This window comes from Halomonas sp. KAO, assembly GCF_015595025.1.
In the GTDB taxonomy this organism is placed as follows: Bacteria; Pseudomonadota; Gammaproteobacteria; order Pseudomonadales; family Halomonadaceae; genus Halomonas.
In genome coordinates, this window is record NZ_JADNRL010000019.1 from 235,383 (window position 1) to 251,956 (window position 16,574).

Genomic DNA, 16,574 nt, shown 5'->3' on the forward strand with positions numbered 1-16,574 from the left:
GTCTCGAGTCCAGATCCGTCCTCGCCGCCGCCCTCCCCTGCGCTTTCTGCCGCTGGGCGGCTGTGGCGAAATCGGCATGAACCTCAGCCTCTATGGCCATGGTGAGGGTCAGGATGCCGCCTGGATCGCGGTGGACTGCGGCATGATGATTCGCCAGGATCTTCCCGACTCGCCGCTCCAGGTGCCCAACCTGGCCAGCCTGGAGGCTCTCGGCATCGCGCCCGGGGCGCTGATCATCACCCATGGCCACGAGGACCATATCGGTGCCGCGGCCTGGCTGTGGCCGAAATGGGGTTGCCCCATCTACGCCACTCCGCTGGCGGCCGGCCTGCTGCGTGCCAAGTTCCATGAGCGCGGGCTCGCCAGCGACGCCATTCGGGTGATCGAACCCGGCGAGGCCATGGAGACGGGCCCCTTTACCCTGCGCTTCCTGCCGGTGCCCCACTCGATTCCCGAGAGCTGTTCGCTGCTGATCGCCGCCGGCGAGCACCGCGTGCTGCACACCGGTGACTGGAAGCTCGATCCCGATCCGCTGCTCGGCGCCCCGATATCACCGGCCACCTTCCGCGCCCTGGCCCCGGTGGACCTGGTGGTCGGCGACTCCACCAACGCCCCGCTGCCCGGCGAATCACGCAGCGAAGGCGAGGTGGCCAAGGCGCTGGATCACACCATCGCCCGCTGCGAGGGCCGCGTGGTGGTGACCTGCTTCGCCAGCAATCTGGCCCGGGTGCTGGCCATCGGCCGCGCCGCCGAGCGCTGCGGTCGCCGGGTCAGCCTGATGGGGCGCTCCATGGAGCGCATGGTGGCCATCGCTCGGGGACTCGGCTATCTGGATGACTTTCCACCCCTGGTGCCCACCAGCGATCTCGGCTACCTGCCCCCCGAGGAAGTACTGGTGATCGCCACCGGCAGCCAGGGGGAGCCGCGCGCCGCCCTGCAGCGACTGGCCAGGGGCCGGCATCGCTCCCTGGAGCTGGGCTCCGGCGACAGCGTGATCTTCTCGGCCAAGGCGATTCCCGGCAACGAGCTGCTGATCGAACGCCTCAAGAGAGGACTGCGTCAGCTGGGGGTCGAGGTACTCGATGAGTTCAACCATCCCGAGCTGCACGCCTCAGGCCACCCGGCCCAGGAGGAGTTGCGCACCCTCTATGGCTGGGTGAAGCCCCGCCATCTGCTGCCGGTTCATGGCGAACCCCGCCATCAACAGGCCCACCGTGAGCTCGCCGAGGCACTCGGTATCCAGGCGCCATTGTCGCCCCTGAACGGCGACATGATCCGCCTCGATGCCGATGGCCTTACCCTGGAGAGCCGCCACCCGCAGCCCCCCTGCATCGTCGATCAGAATGCCGTGGCACCACTCCCCGGCCTGGGCGGCCAGCAAGGCAGGGAGAGCCGCCACGGCAGCCTCTATCTGGCGCTATCGGTGGCCGCCACCGACGAGGGCGGCTGGACACGCATCGGACGGCTGATGCTTGATGCCAGCGAGAGCCAGGCCTTCGACGAGACCGACCTGTGCGAATGGCTCGATGACCTCCTGGCCTCACTGCGTGCCGAAACACTGGCCGATCTCCGCCTGGCCCTGCAGCCACGCCTGATGGGCTGGTTTGCCGACCGGTTGAGACGCCTGCCGGTGATTCACCTGCAGATTCTCGCCATGGAGGCCCCGACGGCTGGCCATTCTGAGTAACCCTTCGCTCTGATAGTCGAAAGCCGCTCATCGTGAGCGGCTTCGTTCTTCTCTCTGATGGGAATCCAGTAGCCCCGACGATGCTTCCCGGGATGGCTACTCCTTGCTGGCATTCTTGGGCGGACGTCCCCGCTTGCGACGCGGCGGTTCCACCACCAGATCATCCACGGAAAGCCCCGCCTCGTTGATCGCCTCGAGGATCTCGGAACGCTTGCGTTCCTTCTCGGCCTCCTCCTGCTGACGCTGCTGCTCCTCATCCTTTTTCTGTTCGATGACCTCCTCGATCACCTCGGCGAGCTTGTGCAGCTGCTCCATGCTGAGCTGGCGTGCCGCGGCGCGTGCCACGTTCTTGTTGCGAGCGATGCGTTCCAGGGTTTCGCTGGACATCAGTCCCTCCTGAGCCGAATAAATGAGACGGTGACATTACCTTACGCAATGAAAAGTATATGCAGTTGCCACCGCTTGGCAAGAAAAGTCGCAAGAAATATCGAGGGATTTTCTAACGTCTTGAACACAAAATACGACGATGCATTGGCGAATAACACTATCAAAAAGCGGCGCCCTGGGGCGCCGCTCGCGGGAAGGCAGGAAGCGGGAAAACGCTCGCTTAAACCTCAACCTCCGGTCATGTTCATGAAGCGGACCACCTGCACATCACCATCGGTAGTGAAGTGATGGCGCTCGGGCTTGAGTGGCATGGCGGCGACAATGGCATGCTTGAGGGCATCCATGTCGCCTGGGTGGGAGCGCAGCACACGGCGCAGGTCGACCGAGTGTTCATTGCCGAGACACAGCAGCAGCCGCCCCTCTACCGTCACCCGGACACGGTTGCAGGTCGAGCAGAAGTTGTGGCTATGGGGCGAGATGAAACCGATCCGCGAATCACTGTCACCCATGCGGAAGTAGCGTGACGGCCCCGGGGTCGACTCGGTGGTCGGAATCAGCGGATAACGGCTCTCGATGATCTCCTGCACCTCGTCACTGGAACAGAAGGTCTCGGCACGGCTGTGGTCGGAGACATCGCCCAGCGGCATCTCCTCGATAAAGCTGATATCGAGCTTCTCGTGGCGAGCGAACTCGACCAGGTCGAGCACCTCGTCATCGTTGCGCCCCTTGAGGATGACCGCATTGAGCTTGATGCGCTCGAATCCCGCCTCACGGGCGGCACGAATGCCATCGATGACCCGCTCGAGATCACCGGTGCGCGTCAGGCGACGGAAGCGTTCGGCATCCAGGGAGTCGAGGCTGATATTGAGTCGCTTCAGCCCCCCTTCGCGAAGCTGCCTGGCATGCTTGCGCAGGCTGGCTCCATTGGTGGTCATGGCGAAGTCATTGAGCCCCGGCAGCTCGCCGACCTGCTCGACCAGTGAGCCGATATCCCGCCTAACCAGCGGTTCTCCCCCGGTCAGGCGTATCTTCTCCACACCCAGCTCGACAAAGGCACGCGCCACCATCGCCAGTTCCTCCAGGGTAAGCACCTGGGCGCGAGGCAGGAAGGTCATCTCCTCGCTCATGCAGTAGACGCAGCGAAAGTCACAGCGATCGGTGACCGAGATGCGCACATAGTTGACGCGCCGGCCAAAGTCGTCGATCAATTCGCGGGGCAGAGTGGTCATGGTGCAATCTCCCGATTCAAGCTTCCCAACGGCGGGCATCCGAGTGATCGGAATCCCGCTCCGATACCCAGTAGTCACCGTCGCCGGCGTGTTCCTTCTTCCAGAAGTGGGCCCGCGTCTTGAGGTAGTCCATGATGAAGTCACAGGCCTCGAAGGCGGCACGGCGGTGGGCGCTGGCGACAACTACCAACACGATAGGGTCTCCCGGGGTCAGGCGTCCAACCCGGTGAATCACCGTGACCGCATCCAGGGACCAGCGCCCACGCGCGTCCTCGACAATCGCCTCCAGTGCCGACTCGGTCATCCCGGGATAGTGCTCCAGGGTCAGTGCCGACACCTCGGGGTGCTCGTTGAAGTCACGCACCAGGCCGGTAAAGCTGACCACGGCCCCGATATCGGTACGCCCGGCCAGCAGCGCCTGCTGCTCGGTGCCGGCATCGAAGGGGGCCTCCTGTACTCGAATCATGGCTCAGCCTCCGGTAACCGGTGGGAAGAAGGCGACCTCATCCTCGTTGGTCACCGGCGTGGTGTCCGAGGCCATCACCTGGTTGACGGCGCACAGCACCCGCCCCTCATCGAGCCGCGAGAAGCGCGGATCGAGCGCCTTGAGGGCCGCCTTGAGACCGGCGACGTCGAAGCTTTCCAGGCTATCCAGCTCCACGGCAACCTCGCCCACGCCGAGGCGCTCGCGCAGCTCGGCCAGACACTTGACGCGGATGCACGGCGTGGCGACATCACAGCGGCTACCGAGACTGACCTCGCCGGCCTGCCCCTCGCCGGTAACGATGGGGGCCGGCCGCGGCGCGGCGGCATCACGCCGGTAGTCGCCGGACTTTCCGCCCCGCTTGGTGTCGAGCTGGATGGCACCGATCTCCATCGACTTGTCTACCGCCTTGCACATGTCATAGAGCGTCAGGCAAGCCACCGATACCGCGGTAAGTGCCTCCATCTCCACGCCGGTGCGGCCGTTGAGACGGCAGGTGGCCGTCACGGTGACGCAGCTCTCGGCCTCGTCGAGGTGGAAGTCGACCGCCACCTTCGACAGCGACAGGGCGTGGCACAGCGGGATCAGCTCATGGGTACGCTTGGCCGCCTGAATCCCGGCGATGCGTGCCGTGGCCAGCACATCCCCCTTGGGGAGTCCGCCATCGGCGAGCAGCGTCAGGGTCTCGGGGCGCATGCGGATGCGTCCCGAGGCCGAGGCTTCGCGGCGACTCTCCGGCTTGTCGGCAACATCGACCATATGGGCCTCGCCGCGCGCATTGAGATGGGTCAAAGACATGGATCGACACCTCATGGAAGTCGGAACAGGGGTTGAATGGTGACGCTTTCGCCCGCGGCCACACTGCCGCGGGCCGCGTCAATCTCGATCAGGCAGTTGGCCCGCACCATGGAGGAGAGGATACCGGACCCCTGTGCACCGATATCGCTCACCATCAGACGGCCGTCGCTGGCACTGGCATAGTGGCCACGCAGGTAGTCGACACGCCCCTCGCGGCTCCTCAACGACTGCTCGGCCACCGCCGTCAGCCGCGGCGGGCAGGTATCGTCACGTCCCTGCAGCCGGGCCAGCAGCGGCGCGGCGAACTGCAGGAAGGTCACCATGCTGGCCACGGGGTTGCCCGGCAGCCCCAGGAAGGGCACGCCACGCGGGCCCAGTCGCCCGCAGGCCAGCGGGCGTCCGGGTCGAATGGCGATCTTCCAGAAACCGAGCTCGCCCTGCTCGAGCAGCGCCGCCCGGGTATGGTCGGCATCCCCGACCGAGACACCACCGCTGGAGAGCACCAGGTCGGCGTCGCGTGCGGCACGCGACAGCCCGTCGGCAATGGCGTCACGGGTGTCGGGGAGGATGCCCAGGTCGATCACCTCGCCACCATGCTCCTCCACCAGCGCCATCAGGGCAAAGCGGTTGGCATCGAAGATCCCGGCGCTCGGCAGCGCCTCGCCCGGCGCCATCACCTCATCGCCGGTGGAGAACACCGCGACCCGCGGCCGGCGCACCACCCTCGCCTCGCCGAACCCCAGGGAGGCGATCAGTCCCAGCTCGCCGGCCCCCAGGCGAGTTCCGGCCGCCAGCGCTTGCGTGCCTCGGGGAATGTCCTCGCCGGCCTGGCGTACGTTCTGGCCACGGCGCACGCGCTCGGGGAGCTCGACCCGGACGCGCACCTCGCCATCGCTTTCCGTGTCGACACTCAACTGCTCGCGCATGATCACGGTATCGGCACCGGGTGGCAGCGGCGCGCCGGTGGTGATCCCGGCACACTCGCCGGGCGCGAGGGGCCGCTCGAGCGAGTGTCCCGCAAGCACCTCGGCGACCCGTCGAAAGCCGCTGGAGGGCAGTGCCTCCGGCCGCCAGGCCAGGGCCACGCCATCCATGGCGGCGTTGGTGTTCTGGGGCACATCGATGGGGGCCAGCAGCGACTCGGCCAGCACCCGGCCACGCAGTGACGCGAGCGCCACTCGCTCGGCGGGCAGCGGTCCCGAAGCCAGCGCCACTACCGCCTCACGGGCCTCCTCCGCGGCCAGCATGCGCTCGCCCAGCTCGAAGCAGGAAAGGGTCATGTCGGCGTTACCTCCCCCAGCGTCCGCGGCTCGCGCTCGGCGGGCCAGCGCGCCGGCCAGGCGGCGATCCACTCGGTCAGGGCTGGTAGGTCGTTGAGGTCGAGCTGCTCGACTCCATCGGGCAACGCCAGCGGGGCATCCGTGGCCACGGCACGCACCCAGGGATCCTCGTTCACCCGCAAGGACTTTCCCAGGGCCGGGCGATGCAGCTCAAGCTTGGGCAGCGGCCAGGCCTTGAAGCCCTCCACCAGCACCAGGTCGGGCCGCTGGGTTGCCACCATGGCGAGCAGCGCCTGAAGATCCGCCTCCTCCTGGTTCGGGGTTTCCATCATCAGCGCCAGTCGCTCCCTGGAGGCCACCAGCATCGGGCTGGCACCGGCCTGGCGCAGCCGGTGGCTGTCCTTGCCGGGCTGGTCGACATCAAAGGTGTGATGCGCGTGCTTGACCACCGCCACGCGCAGCCCCCGCTCACTCAGGCGTGGCAGCAGCGCCTCGAGCAGGGTGGTCTTGCCGGTACCGCTCCAGGCGGCGATGCCCAGCAGCGGCAGATGTTCGTCCAGGATCAGGGTGTCAACAGGCTCGCTCATCGCTTGGCCGGCTCCTCGACAAGCGCCAGCTCCAGGCGGCGCTTTTCCTCTTGGGTATTCAGATTGGCGAACGCTTCTGCCCCCTCGGCGAAATCCACCTGCACCCAATCATGGCGAGCATACCAGCGGTCGATCTTGCGCTCGCCGGCAGCCAGTGCCGCGGCCAGGTCGTCGGCCAGGGATGTGCGTATCAGCGCCACCACGGGGTGCAGGCGCTGGCCATCGCCGGCCACGGCGATATCGGCCTCGCCGATACCGGTCACCAGGCGGTCCACCAGATCATCGGGCAGTCTCGGAGTATCGCAGGGCACCACCAGCAGCCAGGGGGTACGCGCCGCCCGCAGGCCACTGTAGATGCCCATCAATGGCCCCTGATAGCCATCCTCGGCGTCCTCGATAACGCGGTCGGCGAAGTCGTCATAGTCAGCAAGGCTGCGGTTGGCATTGACCAGCAGCTCGGCCACCCGGCCCGCCAGGCGATCGCGCACATGGGCGACCAGCGGTCGACCGGCGAAAGGCACCAATCCCTTGTCGACGCCACCCATGCGGCGTCCCTGGCCACCGGCCAGGATCAATCCGGTAAGGTCGTGTAACGGGGTCATCGAAGGCCTCCTCATCCATCCACCATGATGCCTGACCCCGGACCCGGACGCCATGTCGAAGCGTGGCGCAAGTCATTGTCTTGACGGGCATCAAAATCACCTCACTGCGCCTGGGTCAGCATCGTCGGACGCCCCTTATCGACGAGGGCGTTAACCGCTATCATATGTGCAGTTTTCTTGACAGGATGCCTCATGCAAGCGGAAAGCGGATTCGATGTGGGCGGACGCCTTCGCCAGCTACGACTGGTAAACGGCCTCTCGCAACGTGAACTGGCCAAGCGTGCCGGCGTGACCAACAGCACCATCTCATTGATCGAGCAGAACAGCGTTAGCCCCTCGGTCAGTTCACTGAAGAAAATACTAGACGCCCTGCCGGTATCGATCAGTACCTTCTTCGCCGGCGACGAGCCTGGTGCCACCCAGATGTTCTACCGCGCCGAGGAGCTTACCGAGATCGGTGACGGCCACCTGTCATTCCGCCTGGTCGCGGCACGCCGACCCGAGCGACAGCTCTCGATCATCCATGAGCGCTACCCCCCGGGGGCCGATACAGGTGAGGAGATGCTGGAGCATGAAGGTGAGGAGGGGGGCGTTATCATCTCGGGCGAAATCGAGATCACCGTCAATGGTGAGAGCAGGGTTCTCGGGGCGGGCGACGGCTACTATTTCGAGTCCCGTCTCCCCCACCGTTTCCGCAACCTGAGCGAGGAGGAGTGCGTGATCGTCAGCGCCAACACCCCGCCCGGCTTCTCGGATGGCGGCCAGGAAACCCATCATGTATGAAGTACACCACGCATAAGGCTTACGCCGCCCGTGGGCGACGCCGGGGGCTGGCCAGGACGCGCCTTAGTACGCACCAGGCGGCGAAGCCAGCCATCAGATTGCCGATGGCGGCCCCGGCGGCAAGCCCGAGGAACCCACCCAGCCAGGCCCCCAGCGCCAGGCAGGGCAGATAGAAGACGAACAGCCGCGCCCCCGACATCAGCATGGCACGCAGCGGCCAGCCCAGGGCATTGCCCGCCGAGACCACGATCATGCAGACGCCAAGGGCCGCATAGCTGGGCAGCAGGAAGCGGATCAGCAACGCCAGGTCATCGCGCACCTCGGGGTTGCCGGACAGGGCCAGCGCCACCCAGGGGGCGGCCGCGGCCATCAGCAGGCCAAGCACCAGCTGCCAGACGACAATGACCCGCAGCGCCAGACGCATCAGACGGTGTATCTGGCACCAGTCCCCGGCACCATAGCAACGCCCCAGCCAGGGCGGCAGCGACATGGTCATGGCCAGCACCACCATCAGCGACAGGGTCTCCAGGCGGCTGGCCAGGCCCCAGGCGGCCACCTGAGCCTCCCCCTGGCTCGCCACCACGGCGATCGCCAGCATTGCCGCCAGTGGCGGCATCAGCTGGCTGACCATGGCCGGCCCGGCGATGCCGGCGAAGGGTCTCGCCGAGACACGCAGCTCCTCGAGAAGACCCTCCCGGCTCAGCCAGTCCGTGCGGCCAACCTGCCACCCCAGCACCAGCAGGCCGGTGCCGAAGGCGATCACCGTGGCCCAGGCGGCACCCGGCAGCCCCAGCCCCTCCCAGGAGCCGATGCCAAAGATCAGCAAGGGGTCGAGGAGCAGGTTCACCAGGCTGGTCATCACCATCATGCTGCCCGGCAGGCGCGTATTGCCGTGGGCCCGAAACAGGCTATAGCCGAAATAGATGGCCGCCCCCAGCCAGGCGGCCAGCAACTGAGGCGCCCAGTAGTCGCGAATCAGCTCGAGCGCTGAGGCATCGGCTCCCAGCCGCAGGAATATCGGCTCCTGAAGGGTCCACAAGGCCAGCGCCAGCAGCCCGATGACCACCGTGCCGACCACCAGCACCAGGCTCCCCAGGCGTCGTGCACGGGCGGCGTCGCCGGCGCCGAGGGAGCGCGAGATCTGTGCGGCGATCGCGATCCCCATGCCCACCTGAACACCGATGATCAAGAAACTGAGCGGGAAGGTGAAGGACTGAGCCGCCAGCGGCGCGGTACCCAGCCGCGCGATAAAGGCGCTGTCGACCAACTGGAAGCCGAGTAGCGAGAGCGCACCGATGGCCATGGGCCAGGTCTGGCGCCACAGGGTCACGCCGAGCGAGTTAGGAGAGCCAGAAGAGACAGAAGATGGGGAAGAGTCGGTTCGAGTCACACGGGCTCCGGATCGAGGGATGGGGGGCAGGATTCTACGCCAGAATGGCTTGCCCCTCAGCTGGAAAGGCCCGAGGGAGTAGCGGACATGCCGATCACCAGGCGCTCTATCTCCCCTGGCGCCATCGGTGCGAAGAAATAGAAGCCCTGCACCAGGTCGCAGCGCATCTCGCGGATCAGGGTCAGCTGCTCGAGATCCTCGACCCCCTCGGCGACCACCTCGAGGCCCAGCCGATGGCCGATGAAAACGGTGGCCTCCATGATGGCACGATCCTCGGGCTGGGTCGGAGCGTCACGCACGAAGGCACGATCGATCTTCAGTGCCGTCACCGGAAAACGCTTGAGATAGCTGAGCGATGAGTAGCCGGTGCCGAAGTCATCGATGGCGATACGAAAGCCACGATGGTAGAGCCGCTGCAACCCCTCGAGAACGCGCTGATCGGCGTCGATCAACACATTCTCCGTCAACTCCAGGCCTATGTCCCGGGGGCCAAGGGCGAAGCGCTCGAGACACTCATCCAGCCGCGCGAACAGATCCGGGCTGTTCATCTGGCTGCCGGAGAAGTTGATATCGATGCGCCCCACCTCCAGGCCGGCCTTACGCCATGCCGCGCGTTGACGACAAGCCTCCTCCATGACCCAGTCACCGATACGGTGAATCAAGCCGGACCGCTCCGCCAGAGGGATGAACTCGGTCGGTGATACCGGCGGCCCATCGGCGGGGTACCAGCGCAGCAACGCCTCGAGGTTCTCGAGCCGACCACTCGCCGCCGAGACCTGAGGCTGGTAGTGCAGCATCAGCTCGCCTGCCTCCACAGCCCGCTCGAGCCGATCGGAGAGACGGTGCTGGTAGAGCAGCTCGTCGTGAAGGCGTTGGTCGAAGTAGACCACCTCTCCGCGCCCCTTCAGCTTGGCGCGGTTCTTGGCCACATCGGCGCTGCGGATCAGTTCAGCGGCACTCTCGCCATTGGTGGGGAAGACACTCACCCCCAGACAGGCGGTCAACTTGCGCGATGCCTCCTCCAGCGCAAAGGGGGAGCGCAGCACCTGCTGGACCTTGAGCACCAGCCGCGGGATATCCTCTTCGCCGGCAATACCGGGGAATGCCAGCAGGAACTCATCGCCGGAGGCGCGAGACATGAGGTCCGTGCAACGTAGCCCCTGGTCGAGCCGGGTGGCCAGCTGCAGCAGCAGCCGGTCGCCCTCCTGGTAACCCAGGGTGTCGTTGACCTCCACGAACCGGTCAATATCGAGATAGACCAGCACCAACAGCATGCCTTGTGCCTGGGCGTCCTTCACCGCCGCGGCCAGCTGCTCCTCGAAATATTCGCGGTTGGGCAGCTGAGTCAGGCGATCGAAGCGTCTGGCGAAGTCCAGCTCACGGTGGGCCTGCTTCTGCTCCGACAGGTCCACGTCGACACAGAACATCAACGGCTCATCGGTGTGCTCGTTGAGCATCACATGGTGCGAGAAGACGGGCACGAGCTCACCACTGCGGTGACGAAGCTCCAGCTCTTCGGCGGGAATCTCCTGTCCCTCCTCGATCCAGGCGCGATGGGCCGCGATCAGGCCATCGCGCATGTCGTCGGGAATGATCAGCTCCTCCAGGGCCCGCCCGCAGACTTCCTCGGCGGTATAGCCATACAGATGAGTGCTGGCCTCATTCCAGTAGATCACTCGGCGATGTCGGTCATAACCCTGTACCGCCACCTTGGGAAGGCTCTCCAGCAGGGCACGAAAGCGCTGCTCACTCTCCAGATACTGACGACGGACCCGGCTGGCCTCATCCACCGAGGCCGCGACCTGGTCTGCCAAGCGAGAGCCCCGGTGGTGACGAGCTGCTCGCCGGCGTCTCAACCATTGCTTGAGGCGTGATTGGAGTCCACTCATTCCGGCTCTCGTTATCGCGTTGCCCCTGACACTAGACGGTCAGGGCGGTATCGGGGAGGTCCTCTCATTTCAGAATGAGAATATCTCATCCCCACCCTCCTGCCCAATGCCAGCTTCACCGGCCGCAGACGGACAAACTTACACTGCCCGCTCGTCGCGGTGGCCGCGCCACTCGAGAGAGTACGCACGACCCGCGGCGATTCACGTCCGCCGGCAGCATGACCGGCATTTCAGGCCATAGAGCCAAATATCTCAGGAGAGACAACATGAAACATGACATCCTCAAGTCCAGCCACATCACCGGCACACACCCTCACCCCGCGCAGGCCGACTTCTGGTCCCGTGCAGTGCATGAGTCGCTTGCCCAGCAGGACTGGTGCCAGGCCGACATCAGCGAGCAGATCGACCTGGCGGCCTGGCAGGGGTTCGTTGATGACCTGCCACGGGACCCCTATGTCAACCAACGCTGGAAGCGCATGTCATGGCTGGCCCTGACAGCATCCGGAGACGTGACAAGCCTGGGTGAATGTCCCATGGCCCAGGGCGGCGCGTTCAATGATGCCGAGAGCATGGCCGACAAACTGCGCTACTATGCGCCGCTGACCGACGCGTTCCTCTCACGACCGGACGTCAAGGCCTTTGTCCGCGGCTGGGCGGGACTCTGGAACCTAGGGGCGGGCGAGCCCATCCTGATGCAGATCACCGGCGTACGCGGCAAGGGTCAGGTTGACCCCCTGCAGGGCCAGGGGATCCACGCCGATGGCTGCAAGGCGCTGAGCATCATGGTGGTCAACCGCGAGAACGTCACCGGAGCCGAGAATCATCTCTATCTCGACAAGGCCGGCCAACACCCGATCGCGCATACCACTCTGGCCCCTGGCGAAGTGCTGCATCTGCGAGATGATCGCATCTATCACAGCGTGGATGGCATCCGCCAGCTCGATGAGACGCGCCCCTTCGAGCGTTTCATCATCATCATCAACAGTCGCTTCGTGGATGAGTTCCAGAATCGCATCCTGCGGCGTCACTTCCCCGAGGCGGTGCTGCATTCGCCGCGCGGATAGTAGCTGGAAGAAGGAGTAGCCGAGAGCAGGCCGAGCGGCCTATCCCGCAGGGGAACTCGCTTCCCCTTGACGCAAGAACCGCCCCCGGCCGAGGCCGGGGGCGGTTCCTTTCCACGCGGTATGTCTCGCGCTGCTAGCTAACGCAACTGTCTCACGCAGGACGGCAAAATGCGGCTCACTGGCGCACGCCCTCGAAGGTGACGTAGAGCTCGAGCTCATGCATCACCTCGGGGAAGTCCCCCATATCGATGCCATAATCGGCAAGCTCCAGGGTGGTGCTGCCCTCGAAACCGGCACGGTAGCCGCCCCAGGGATCCTCTCCCTCACCCAGCAGGGTGACCGGCATCTCGATCTCTCGTGTCTCGCCATGCAGGGTCAGCTCGCCAGTCAGCACCCCTTCACCCTCACCGCTCGGCTCGAAGCCGGTGGAGCTGAAGGTGGCGGTGGGGTACTCACCGACATTCAGGAAATCATCGCTCTTGATATGCTTGTCACGCTCGGCGTGATTGCTGTTCAGGCTGGCAACCTGCACCTCGAGCTGAGCACTCGCGGACTCGAGATTCTCGGGGTCGTACTGGAAGCTGCCGCTGAACTCCTCGAAGCTGCCGAGGATATAGGAGTAGCCCAGATGGCTGATCTTGAACTGGATAAAGGCATGCTGCCCTTCGCTGTCGATGGCGTAGTCGGCGGCCTGGGCCTGACTGACACCCATCAGGGCGGTAGCGCTCAGCGCGGCGGCAATGGCACTCTTCTTGAACATTGATATTCACTCCTGTTGGTACAAGACACGTTGAGGAATACTTCTCACGAAACGAAATCGATCAGCGCCGCCCCAGCCGGGGGTCGATCATCCGGCGAAGCACCGCGTTGCGGTCGACCAGGTGGTGCTTGAGGGCCGCGGCGGCGTGACCGGCGGACAGGATCATCAACGCCAAGGCGGCATACCAGTGCACCTCACCGGCCACGCTGGCCTGGTTGGGCAGACCACTGATCACCGCCGGCACCGTGAACCAGTCGAATATGGCGATGCCCTTGCCATCGGCGGTGGAGATCAGATAACCACTGACCAGCACCACCAACATCAGCACATAGAGGCCCAGGTGCCCCAGATGGGCTATCGCCCGCTCCAGCGGCCCACCCGGTGCGCGAGGCGTCGGATTTACCAGACGCCACCCCAGGCGCAGCAGGGTGGCAAAGAGCACCAACATGCCCAGCGAACGATGCCACCAGGGGCCCAGGTTGTACCAGGGATCGTAGTAACCCAGGCCGGTCATCCACCACCCCAGGATAAAGAGTCCGATGATGAGGATGGCCAGCGTCCAGTGCAGCAGGATGCTGACCATCCCCCAGCCATCATTGGTATTACGCCACATGGCCCCTCCGCCCCATACTTGATATGAGACAGCTTACCCGAGGCAATCGTTCGAGTCCGCTGAATAAACCCAAATGCTGCATTCGAAAAAAGTGTTGCTTTGGCGTATGGCGTAGACGAAGACGCCCGTGCCGAATCTCCCGGCACGGGCGTCAGAACGACAGTCGGAATCAGACCAAGGCGTCGAGCCCACGGGACAGATCGGCCCGAATATCATCGAGGGCCTCGAGCCCCACCGCGACCCGAATCAACCCTTCGGCGATACCCGCCGCCGACTTCTGGGCGTCGCTGAGGCGAGCATGAGTGGTGGTGGCGGGATGGGTGATGGTGCTCTTTACATCCCCCAGGTTACCGGTGATGGAGAGCAGACGGGTCGCATCGATCACCGACCAGGCGGCCTCCCTCCCCCCCGCGACCTCGAACCCAAGCACGGCGCCGAAGCCCCGCTGCTGGCGTGCGGCCAGGGCATGCTGGGCATGACTGGCGAGGCCGCTGTAATGCACGCGACTCACCGCCGGGTGCGATGCCAGCCACTCGGCCAGGAGCTGAGCGCTCTGGCAGTGGGCCCGCATGCGCAGCTCCAGGGTCTCGAGCCCCTTGGTGAAGATCCAGGCATTGAACGGACTCAGGCAGGGACCGCAGGTCCGCACCACTCCGAATACCTCCTCCAGTTCCTGATCACGCCCCACCACGGCGCCACCGACCGCCCTGCCCTGTCCGTCCAGGTACTTGGTGGCGGAGTGGATCACCAGATCGGCCCCCAGGGTCAGGGGACGCTGCAGCGCCGGAGTCAGGAAGCAGTTGTCGATGGCCAGCAGGGCCCCGTGACGATGGGCGATCTCGGCCAGCGCGGCGATATCCACCACCTCGGAGAGCGGGTTGGAGGGGGTCTCGGCGAACAGCAGCCTAGTCGCGGGCGTCATCGCCGCCTCCCAGGCCTCGAGGTTCGACAGCTCCACATAGTGGGTGGTGATACCCAGCTTGCCCAGGTACTTGTCGAACAGGCTCACCGACGAGCCGAACAGTGAGCGCGAGGCAACGATCTCGTCACCGGCCGAGAGCAGCGCCAGGGCCGTGGAGAGGATCGCCGCCATGCCGGAACTGGTCGCCACGCAGCGCTCCCCCCCCTCCAGTGCCGCCAGGCGGCGCTCGAAGGTACGCACCGTGGGGTTGGTGAAGCGCGAATAGATATTGCCGGGCTCCTCGCCTCCGAACTTGCGCGCCGCCTCGGCGGCGCTGCCATAGACGAAGCTCGAGGTAGGGAAGATCGGCTCGCTGTGTTCCTGCTCGCCGGTACGGTCGTGGCCGGTACGGATCGCCAGGGTCTCCAGCGCCCAGGGTGAGGCGCTATCGTGTTCGTCATGCATGCGGATCAGCCTCAGTCGTCGATGTCATCGTCGAGGTTGTGGGTACCGACCAGGGCGTGGTCACCCGCGCTCTGCTGCTTGGCATCATCGTTGCGCGAGGCCTCGAGCGCGGCCAGGTAGACATCGTCGATATCACCGGTCACGTAGTTGCCATCGAACACCGAACAGTCGAAGGCATCCAGGGCCGGGTTGGCCTCGCGGCAGGCGGCCTTCAGATCGTCCAGGTTCTGGTAGAAGATGCGATCGGCGCCGATCAGCTCTCCCACTTCGGCCTCGCTGCGCCCATGGGCGATCAGCTCACCGGCCGAGGGCATATCGATGCCGTAGACATTGGGATAGCGCACCGGCGGCGCCGCGGAGGCGAAGTAGACCTTGCGGGCGCCGGCCTCACGCGCCATCTGGATGATCTGCTTGCAGGTGGTCCCCCGCACGATGGAGTCATCCACCAGCAGCACGTTCTTGTCCTTGAACTCGACGCCGATGGCATTGAGCTTCTGTCGCACCGACTTACGTCGCTGGGTCTGGCCCGGCATGATGAAGGTCCGCCCGATATAGCGGTTCTTCATGAAGCCCTCGCGGTAGGTCACCCCCAGGTGCTGGGCGAGCTCCAGCGCCGAGGTGCGTGAGGTGTCCGGAATCGGGATCACCACATCGATATCATGCTCCGGCCACTCGCTCTGGATGCGATCCCCCAGCTTGCGGCCCATATGCATGCGGGTACCGTAGACATAGGCGCCGTCGAGGATCGAGTCGGGACGCGCCAGATAGACATGCTCGAAGATGCAGGAGGTCAGCTGGGGAGCATCCGCGCACTGCTGGGTATAGATCTTGCCCTGCATGTCGACGAAGATCGCCTCGCCCGGGGCCAGGTCCCGTTGCAGCTCGAAGCCCCCCACGTCCAGTGCCACCGACTCGGAGGCGATCATCACCTCCTGGCCGGCCCCCTCGTCACGGGTACCGAACACCACCGGGCGGATGCCATGGGGATCGCGGAAGGCCACCAGGCCCACGCCATTGATGATCGATACCGCCGCATAGCCACCCCGACAGCGTCGATGGACGCGGCGCACCGCGTCGAAGACATCACCCGCCCCCAGGTGCAGCCCCTGCTTGCCCAGTTCATGGGCGAAGACGTTGAGCAGCACCTCGGAGTCGGAGCTGGTATTGATATGGCGCAGATCGGAGGAGAACAGCTCCTGCTTGAGCTGGTCGGAGTTGGTCAGGTTGCCGTTATGGGCAAGCGCGATGCCGTAGGGGGAGTTCACGTAGAACGGCTGGGACTCCGCCTCGCTGGAGGAGCCTGCGGTGGGGTAGCGAACATGGCCGATGCCGAGGTTGCCCTTCAGACGCGCCATATGGCGGGTATGGAAGACATCGCGTACCAGTCCATTGCTCTTGCGCAACAGGAAGCGGCCCTCGTGCCAGGTCATCATGCCGGCGGCGTCCTGTCCGCGATGCTGTAGCACCGTCAGGGCATCATAGATGCCCTGGTTCACCGCCTGCTTGGCCATCAGGCCCACAATACCGCACATTCCACCTTACCTCGCTTTCCTGGAACTTGCCTTGACTGGTAGCCAGGCTATCGCATGTAGCTCGGGGCTTGGTCTGGTGGCAAGCCCCGGAGCGCCGGACCGACGAGGAGGCGCTGTGAACCC

Annotated in this window: 16 protein-coding genes; 3 read left to right on the forward strand and 13 right to left on the reverse strand. The window is 65.1% G+C overall.

Annotation, left to right across the window (positions count from 1 at the left end):
- The first annotated feature begins 76 nt into the window (after window positions 1-76).
- Window positions 77-1,687 (forward strand): ribonuclease J, encoded by a 1,611-nt coding sequence (locus tag IOC61_RS07355; RefSeq protein WP_195688839.1) that lies wholly within the window; start codon window positions 77-79, stop codon window positions 1,685-1,687.
- Between the two features lie 96 nt (window positions 1,688-1,783).
- On the opposite strand, the gene IOC61_RS07360 is transcribed toward IOC61_RS07355, so the two are convergent.
- The 7 genes from IOC61_RS07360 to mobA all read right to left on the reverse strand — a co-directional run bounded on the left by IOC61_RS07360 (window position 1,784) and on the right by mobA (window position 7,054).
- A complete protein-coding gene (locus IOC61_RS07360) occupies window positions 1,784-2,074 on the reverse strand; it encodes a hypothetical protein (RefSeq protein ID WP_195688209.1) in 291 nt (96 codons plus the stop codon).
- A gap of 227 nt (window positions 2,075-2,301) precedes the next feature.
- Window positions 2,302-3,294 (reverse strand): GTP 3',8-cyclase MoaA, encoded by a 993-nt coding sequence (gene moaA / locus IOC61_RS07365; protein ID WP_195688840.1) that lies wholly within the window; start codon window positions 3,292-3,294, stop codon window positions 2,302-2,304.
- Between the two features lie 25 nt (window positions 3,295-3,319).
- Window positions 3,320-3,769, reverse strand: a complete 450-nt coding sequence (moaE, locus tag IOC61_RS07370) for a molybdopterin synthase catalytic subunit MoaE (RefSeq protein WP_195688210.1) — start codon at window positions 3,767-3,769, stop codon at window positions 3,320-3,322.
- A gap of 3 nt (window positions 3,770-3,772) precedes the next feature.
- Window positions 3,773-4,585: a cyclic pyranopterin monophosphate synthase MoaC gene (gene moaC / locus IOC61_RS07375; protein ID WP_195688211.1), complete on the reverse strand. Its 813-nt coding sequence runs from the start codon at window positions 4,583-4,585 to the stop codon at window positions 3,773-3,775.
- A gap of 11 nt (window positions 4,586-4,596) precedes the next feature.
- Window positions 4,597-5,865: a gephyrin-like molybdotransferase Glp gene (glp, locus tag IOC61_RS07380; protein ID WP_195688212.1), complete on the reverse strand. Its 1,269-nt coding sequence runs from the start codon at window positions 5,863-5,865 to the stop codon at window positions 4,597-4,599.
- Window positions 5,862-6,452 carry a molybdopterin-guanine dinucleotide biosynthesis protein B gene (mobB, locus tag IOC61_RS07385; RefSeq protein ID WP_195688213.1) on the reverse strand — a complete coding sequence of 197 codons (591 nt, stop codon included), beginning with the start codon at window positions 6,450-6,452 and terminating at the stop codon, window positions 5,862-5,864. Before mobB ends, glp begins: the two co-directional genes overlap by 4 nt.
- Window positions 6,449-7,054 (reverse strand): molybdenum cofactor guanylyltransferase MobA, encoded by a 606-nt coding sequence (gene mobA, locus IOC61_RS07390; protein WP_195688214.1) that lies wholly within the window; start codon window positions 7,052-7,054, stop codon window positions 6,449-6,451. Before mobA ends, mobB begins: the two co-directional genes overlap by 4 nt.
- Before the next feature lie 192 nt (window positions 7,055-7,246).
- Between mobA and IOC61_RS07395 the strand changes: the two genes are divergently transcribed.
- Window positions 7,247-7,837, forward strand: coding sequence for a cupin domain-containing protein (locus tag IOC61_RS07395; protein WP_195688215.1), 591 nt, complete (start codon window positions 7,247-7,249; stop codon window positions 7,835-7,837).
- A gap of 19 nt (window positions 7,838-7,856) precedes the next feature.
- Here the strand turns inward: IOC61_RS07395 and IOC61_RS07400 are convergent, their stop codons facing one another.
- Both IOC61_RS07400 and IOC61_RS07405 read right to left on the reverse strand, forming a co-directional pair.
- Entirely contained in the window at window positions 7,857-9,140 is a 1,284-nt protein-coding gene (locus IOC61_RS07400; RefSeq protein WP_195688216.1) for an MATE family efflux transporter, read from the reverse strand.
- Window positions 9,141-9,283: 143 nt separating this feature from the next.
- Window positions 9,284-11,041: a putative bifunctional diguanylate cyclase/phosphodiesterase gene (locus IOC61_RS07405; protein WP_324254700.1), complete on the reverse strand. Its 1,758-nt coding sequence runs from the start codon at window positions 11,039-11,041 to the stop codon at window positions 9,284-9,286.
- 341 nt (window positions 11,042-11,382) lie between these two features.
- Between IOC61_RS07405 and IOC61_RS07410 the strand changes: the two genes are divergently transcribed.
- Complete coding sequence (locus IOC61_RS07410) at window positions 11,383-12,180, forward strand: 2OG-Fe dioxygenase family protein (protein ID WP_195688218.1); 798 nt, start codon at window positions 11,383-11,385, stop codon at window positions 12,178-12,180.
- Between the two features lie 175 nt (window positions 12,181-12,355).
- Here the strand turns inward: IOC61_RS07410 and IOC61_RS07415 are convergent, their stop codons facing one another.
- From IOC61_RS07415 to purF, 4 genes are all read right to left on the reverse strand, one after another.
- A complete protein-coding gene (locus tag IOC61_RS07415; protein ID WP_195688219.1) occupies window positions 12,356-12,940 on the reverse strand; it encodes a YceI family protein in 585 nt (194 codons plus the stop codon).
- Between the two features lie 61 nt (window positions 12,941-13,001).
- A complete protein-coding gene (locus IOC61_RS07420) occupies window positions 13,002-13,553 on the reverse strand; it encodes a cytochrome b (RefSeq protein WP_195688220.1) in 552 nt (183 codons plus the stop codon).
- A gap of 169 nt (window positions 13,554-13,722) precedes the next feature.
- Window positions 13,723-14,919, reverse strand: a complete 1,197-nt coding sequence (locus IOC61_RS07425; protein WP_195688221.1) for an O-succinylhomoserine sulfhydrylase — start codon at window positions 14,917-14,919, stop codon at window positions 13,723-13,725.
- An 11-nt stretch (window positions 14,920-14,930) separates the two neighbouring features.
- Complete coding sequence (purF, locus tag IOC61_RS07430; RefSeq protein ID WP_195688222.1) at window positions 14,931-16,451, reverse strand: amidophosphoribosyltransferase; 1,521 nt, start codon at window positions 16,449-16,451, stop codon at window positions 14,931-14,933.
- Between the last annotated feature and the right edge of the window lie 123 nt (window positions 16,452-16,574).

Coding starts and splice junctions, on each gene's coding strand:
- IOC61_RS07425 (WP_195688221.1), bottom strand. CDS start 14,919: ATGCATGACGAACACGATAGCGCCTCACCCTGGGCGCTGGAGACCCTG.
- IOC61_RS07420 (WP_195688220.1), bottom strand. CDS start 13,553: ATGTGGCGTAATACCAATGATGGCTGGGGGATGGTCAGCATCCTGCTG.
- mobB (WP_195688213.1), bottom strand. CDS start 6,452: ATGAGCGAGCCTGTTGACACCCTGATCCTGGACGAACATCTGCCGCTG.
- IOC61_RS07415 (WP_195688219.1), bottom strand. CDS start 12,940: ATGTTCAAGAAGAGTGCCATTGCCGCCGCGCTGAGCGCTACCGCCCTG.
- IOC61_RS07395 (WP_195688215.1), top strand. CDS start 7,247: ATGCAAGCGGAAAGCGGATTCGATGTGGGCGGACGCCTTCGCCAGCTA.
- mobA (WP_195688214.1), bottom strand. CDS start 7,054: ATGACCCCGTTACACGACCTTACCGGATTGATCCTGGCCGGTGGCCAG.
- moaE (WP_195688210.1), bottom strand. CDS start 3,769: ATGATTCGAGTACAGGAGGCCCCCTTCGATGCCGGCACCGAGCAGCAG.
- purF (WP_195688222.1), bottom strand. CDS start 16,451: ATGTGCGGTATTGTGGGCCTGATGGCCAAGCAGGCGGTGAACCAGGGC.
- glp (WP_195688212.1), bottom strand. CDS start 5,865: ATGACCCTTTCCTGCTTCGAGCTGGGCGAGCGCATGCTGGCCGCGGAG.
- IOC61_RS07410 (WP_195688218.1), top strand. CDS start 11,383: ATGAAACATGACATCCTCAAGTCCAGCCACATCACCGGCACACACCCT.
- IOC61_RS07400 (WP_195688216.1), bottom strand. CDS start 9,140: ATGGCCATCGGTGCGCTCTCGCTACTCGGCTTCCAGTTGGTCGACAGC.
- IOC61_RS07360 (WP_195688209.1), bottom strand. CDS start 2,074: ATGTCCAGCGAAACCCTGGAACGCATCGCTCGCAACAAGAACGTGGCA.
- moaC (WP_195688211.1), bottom strand. CDS start 4,585: ATGTCTTTGACCCATCTCAATGCGCGCGGCGAGGCCCATATGGTCGAT.
- IOC61_RS07355 (WP_195688839.1), top strand. CDS start 77: ATGAACCTCAGCCTCTATGGCCATGGTGAGGGTCAGGATGCCGCCTGG.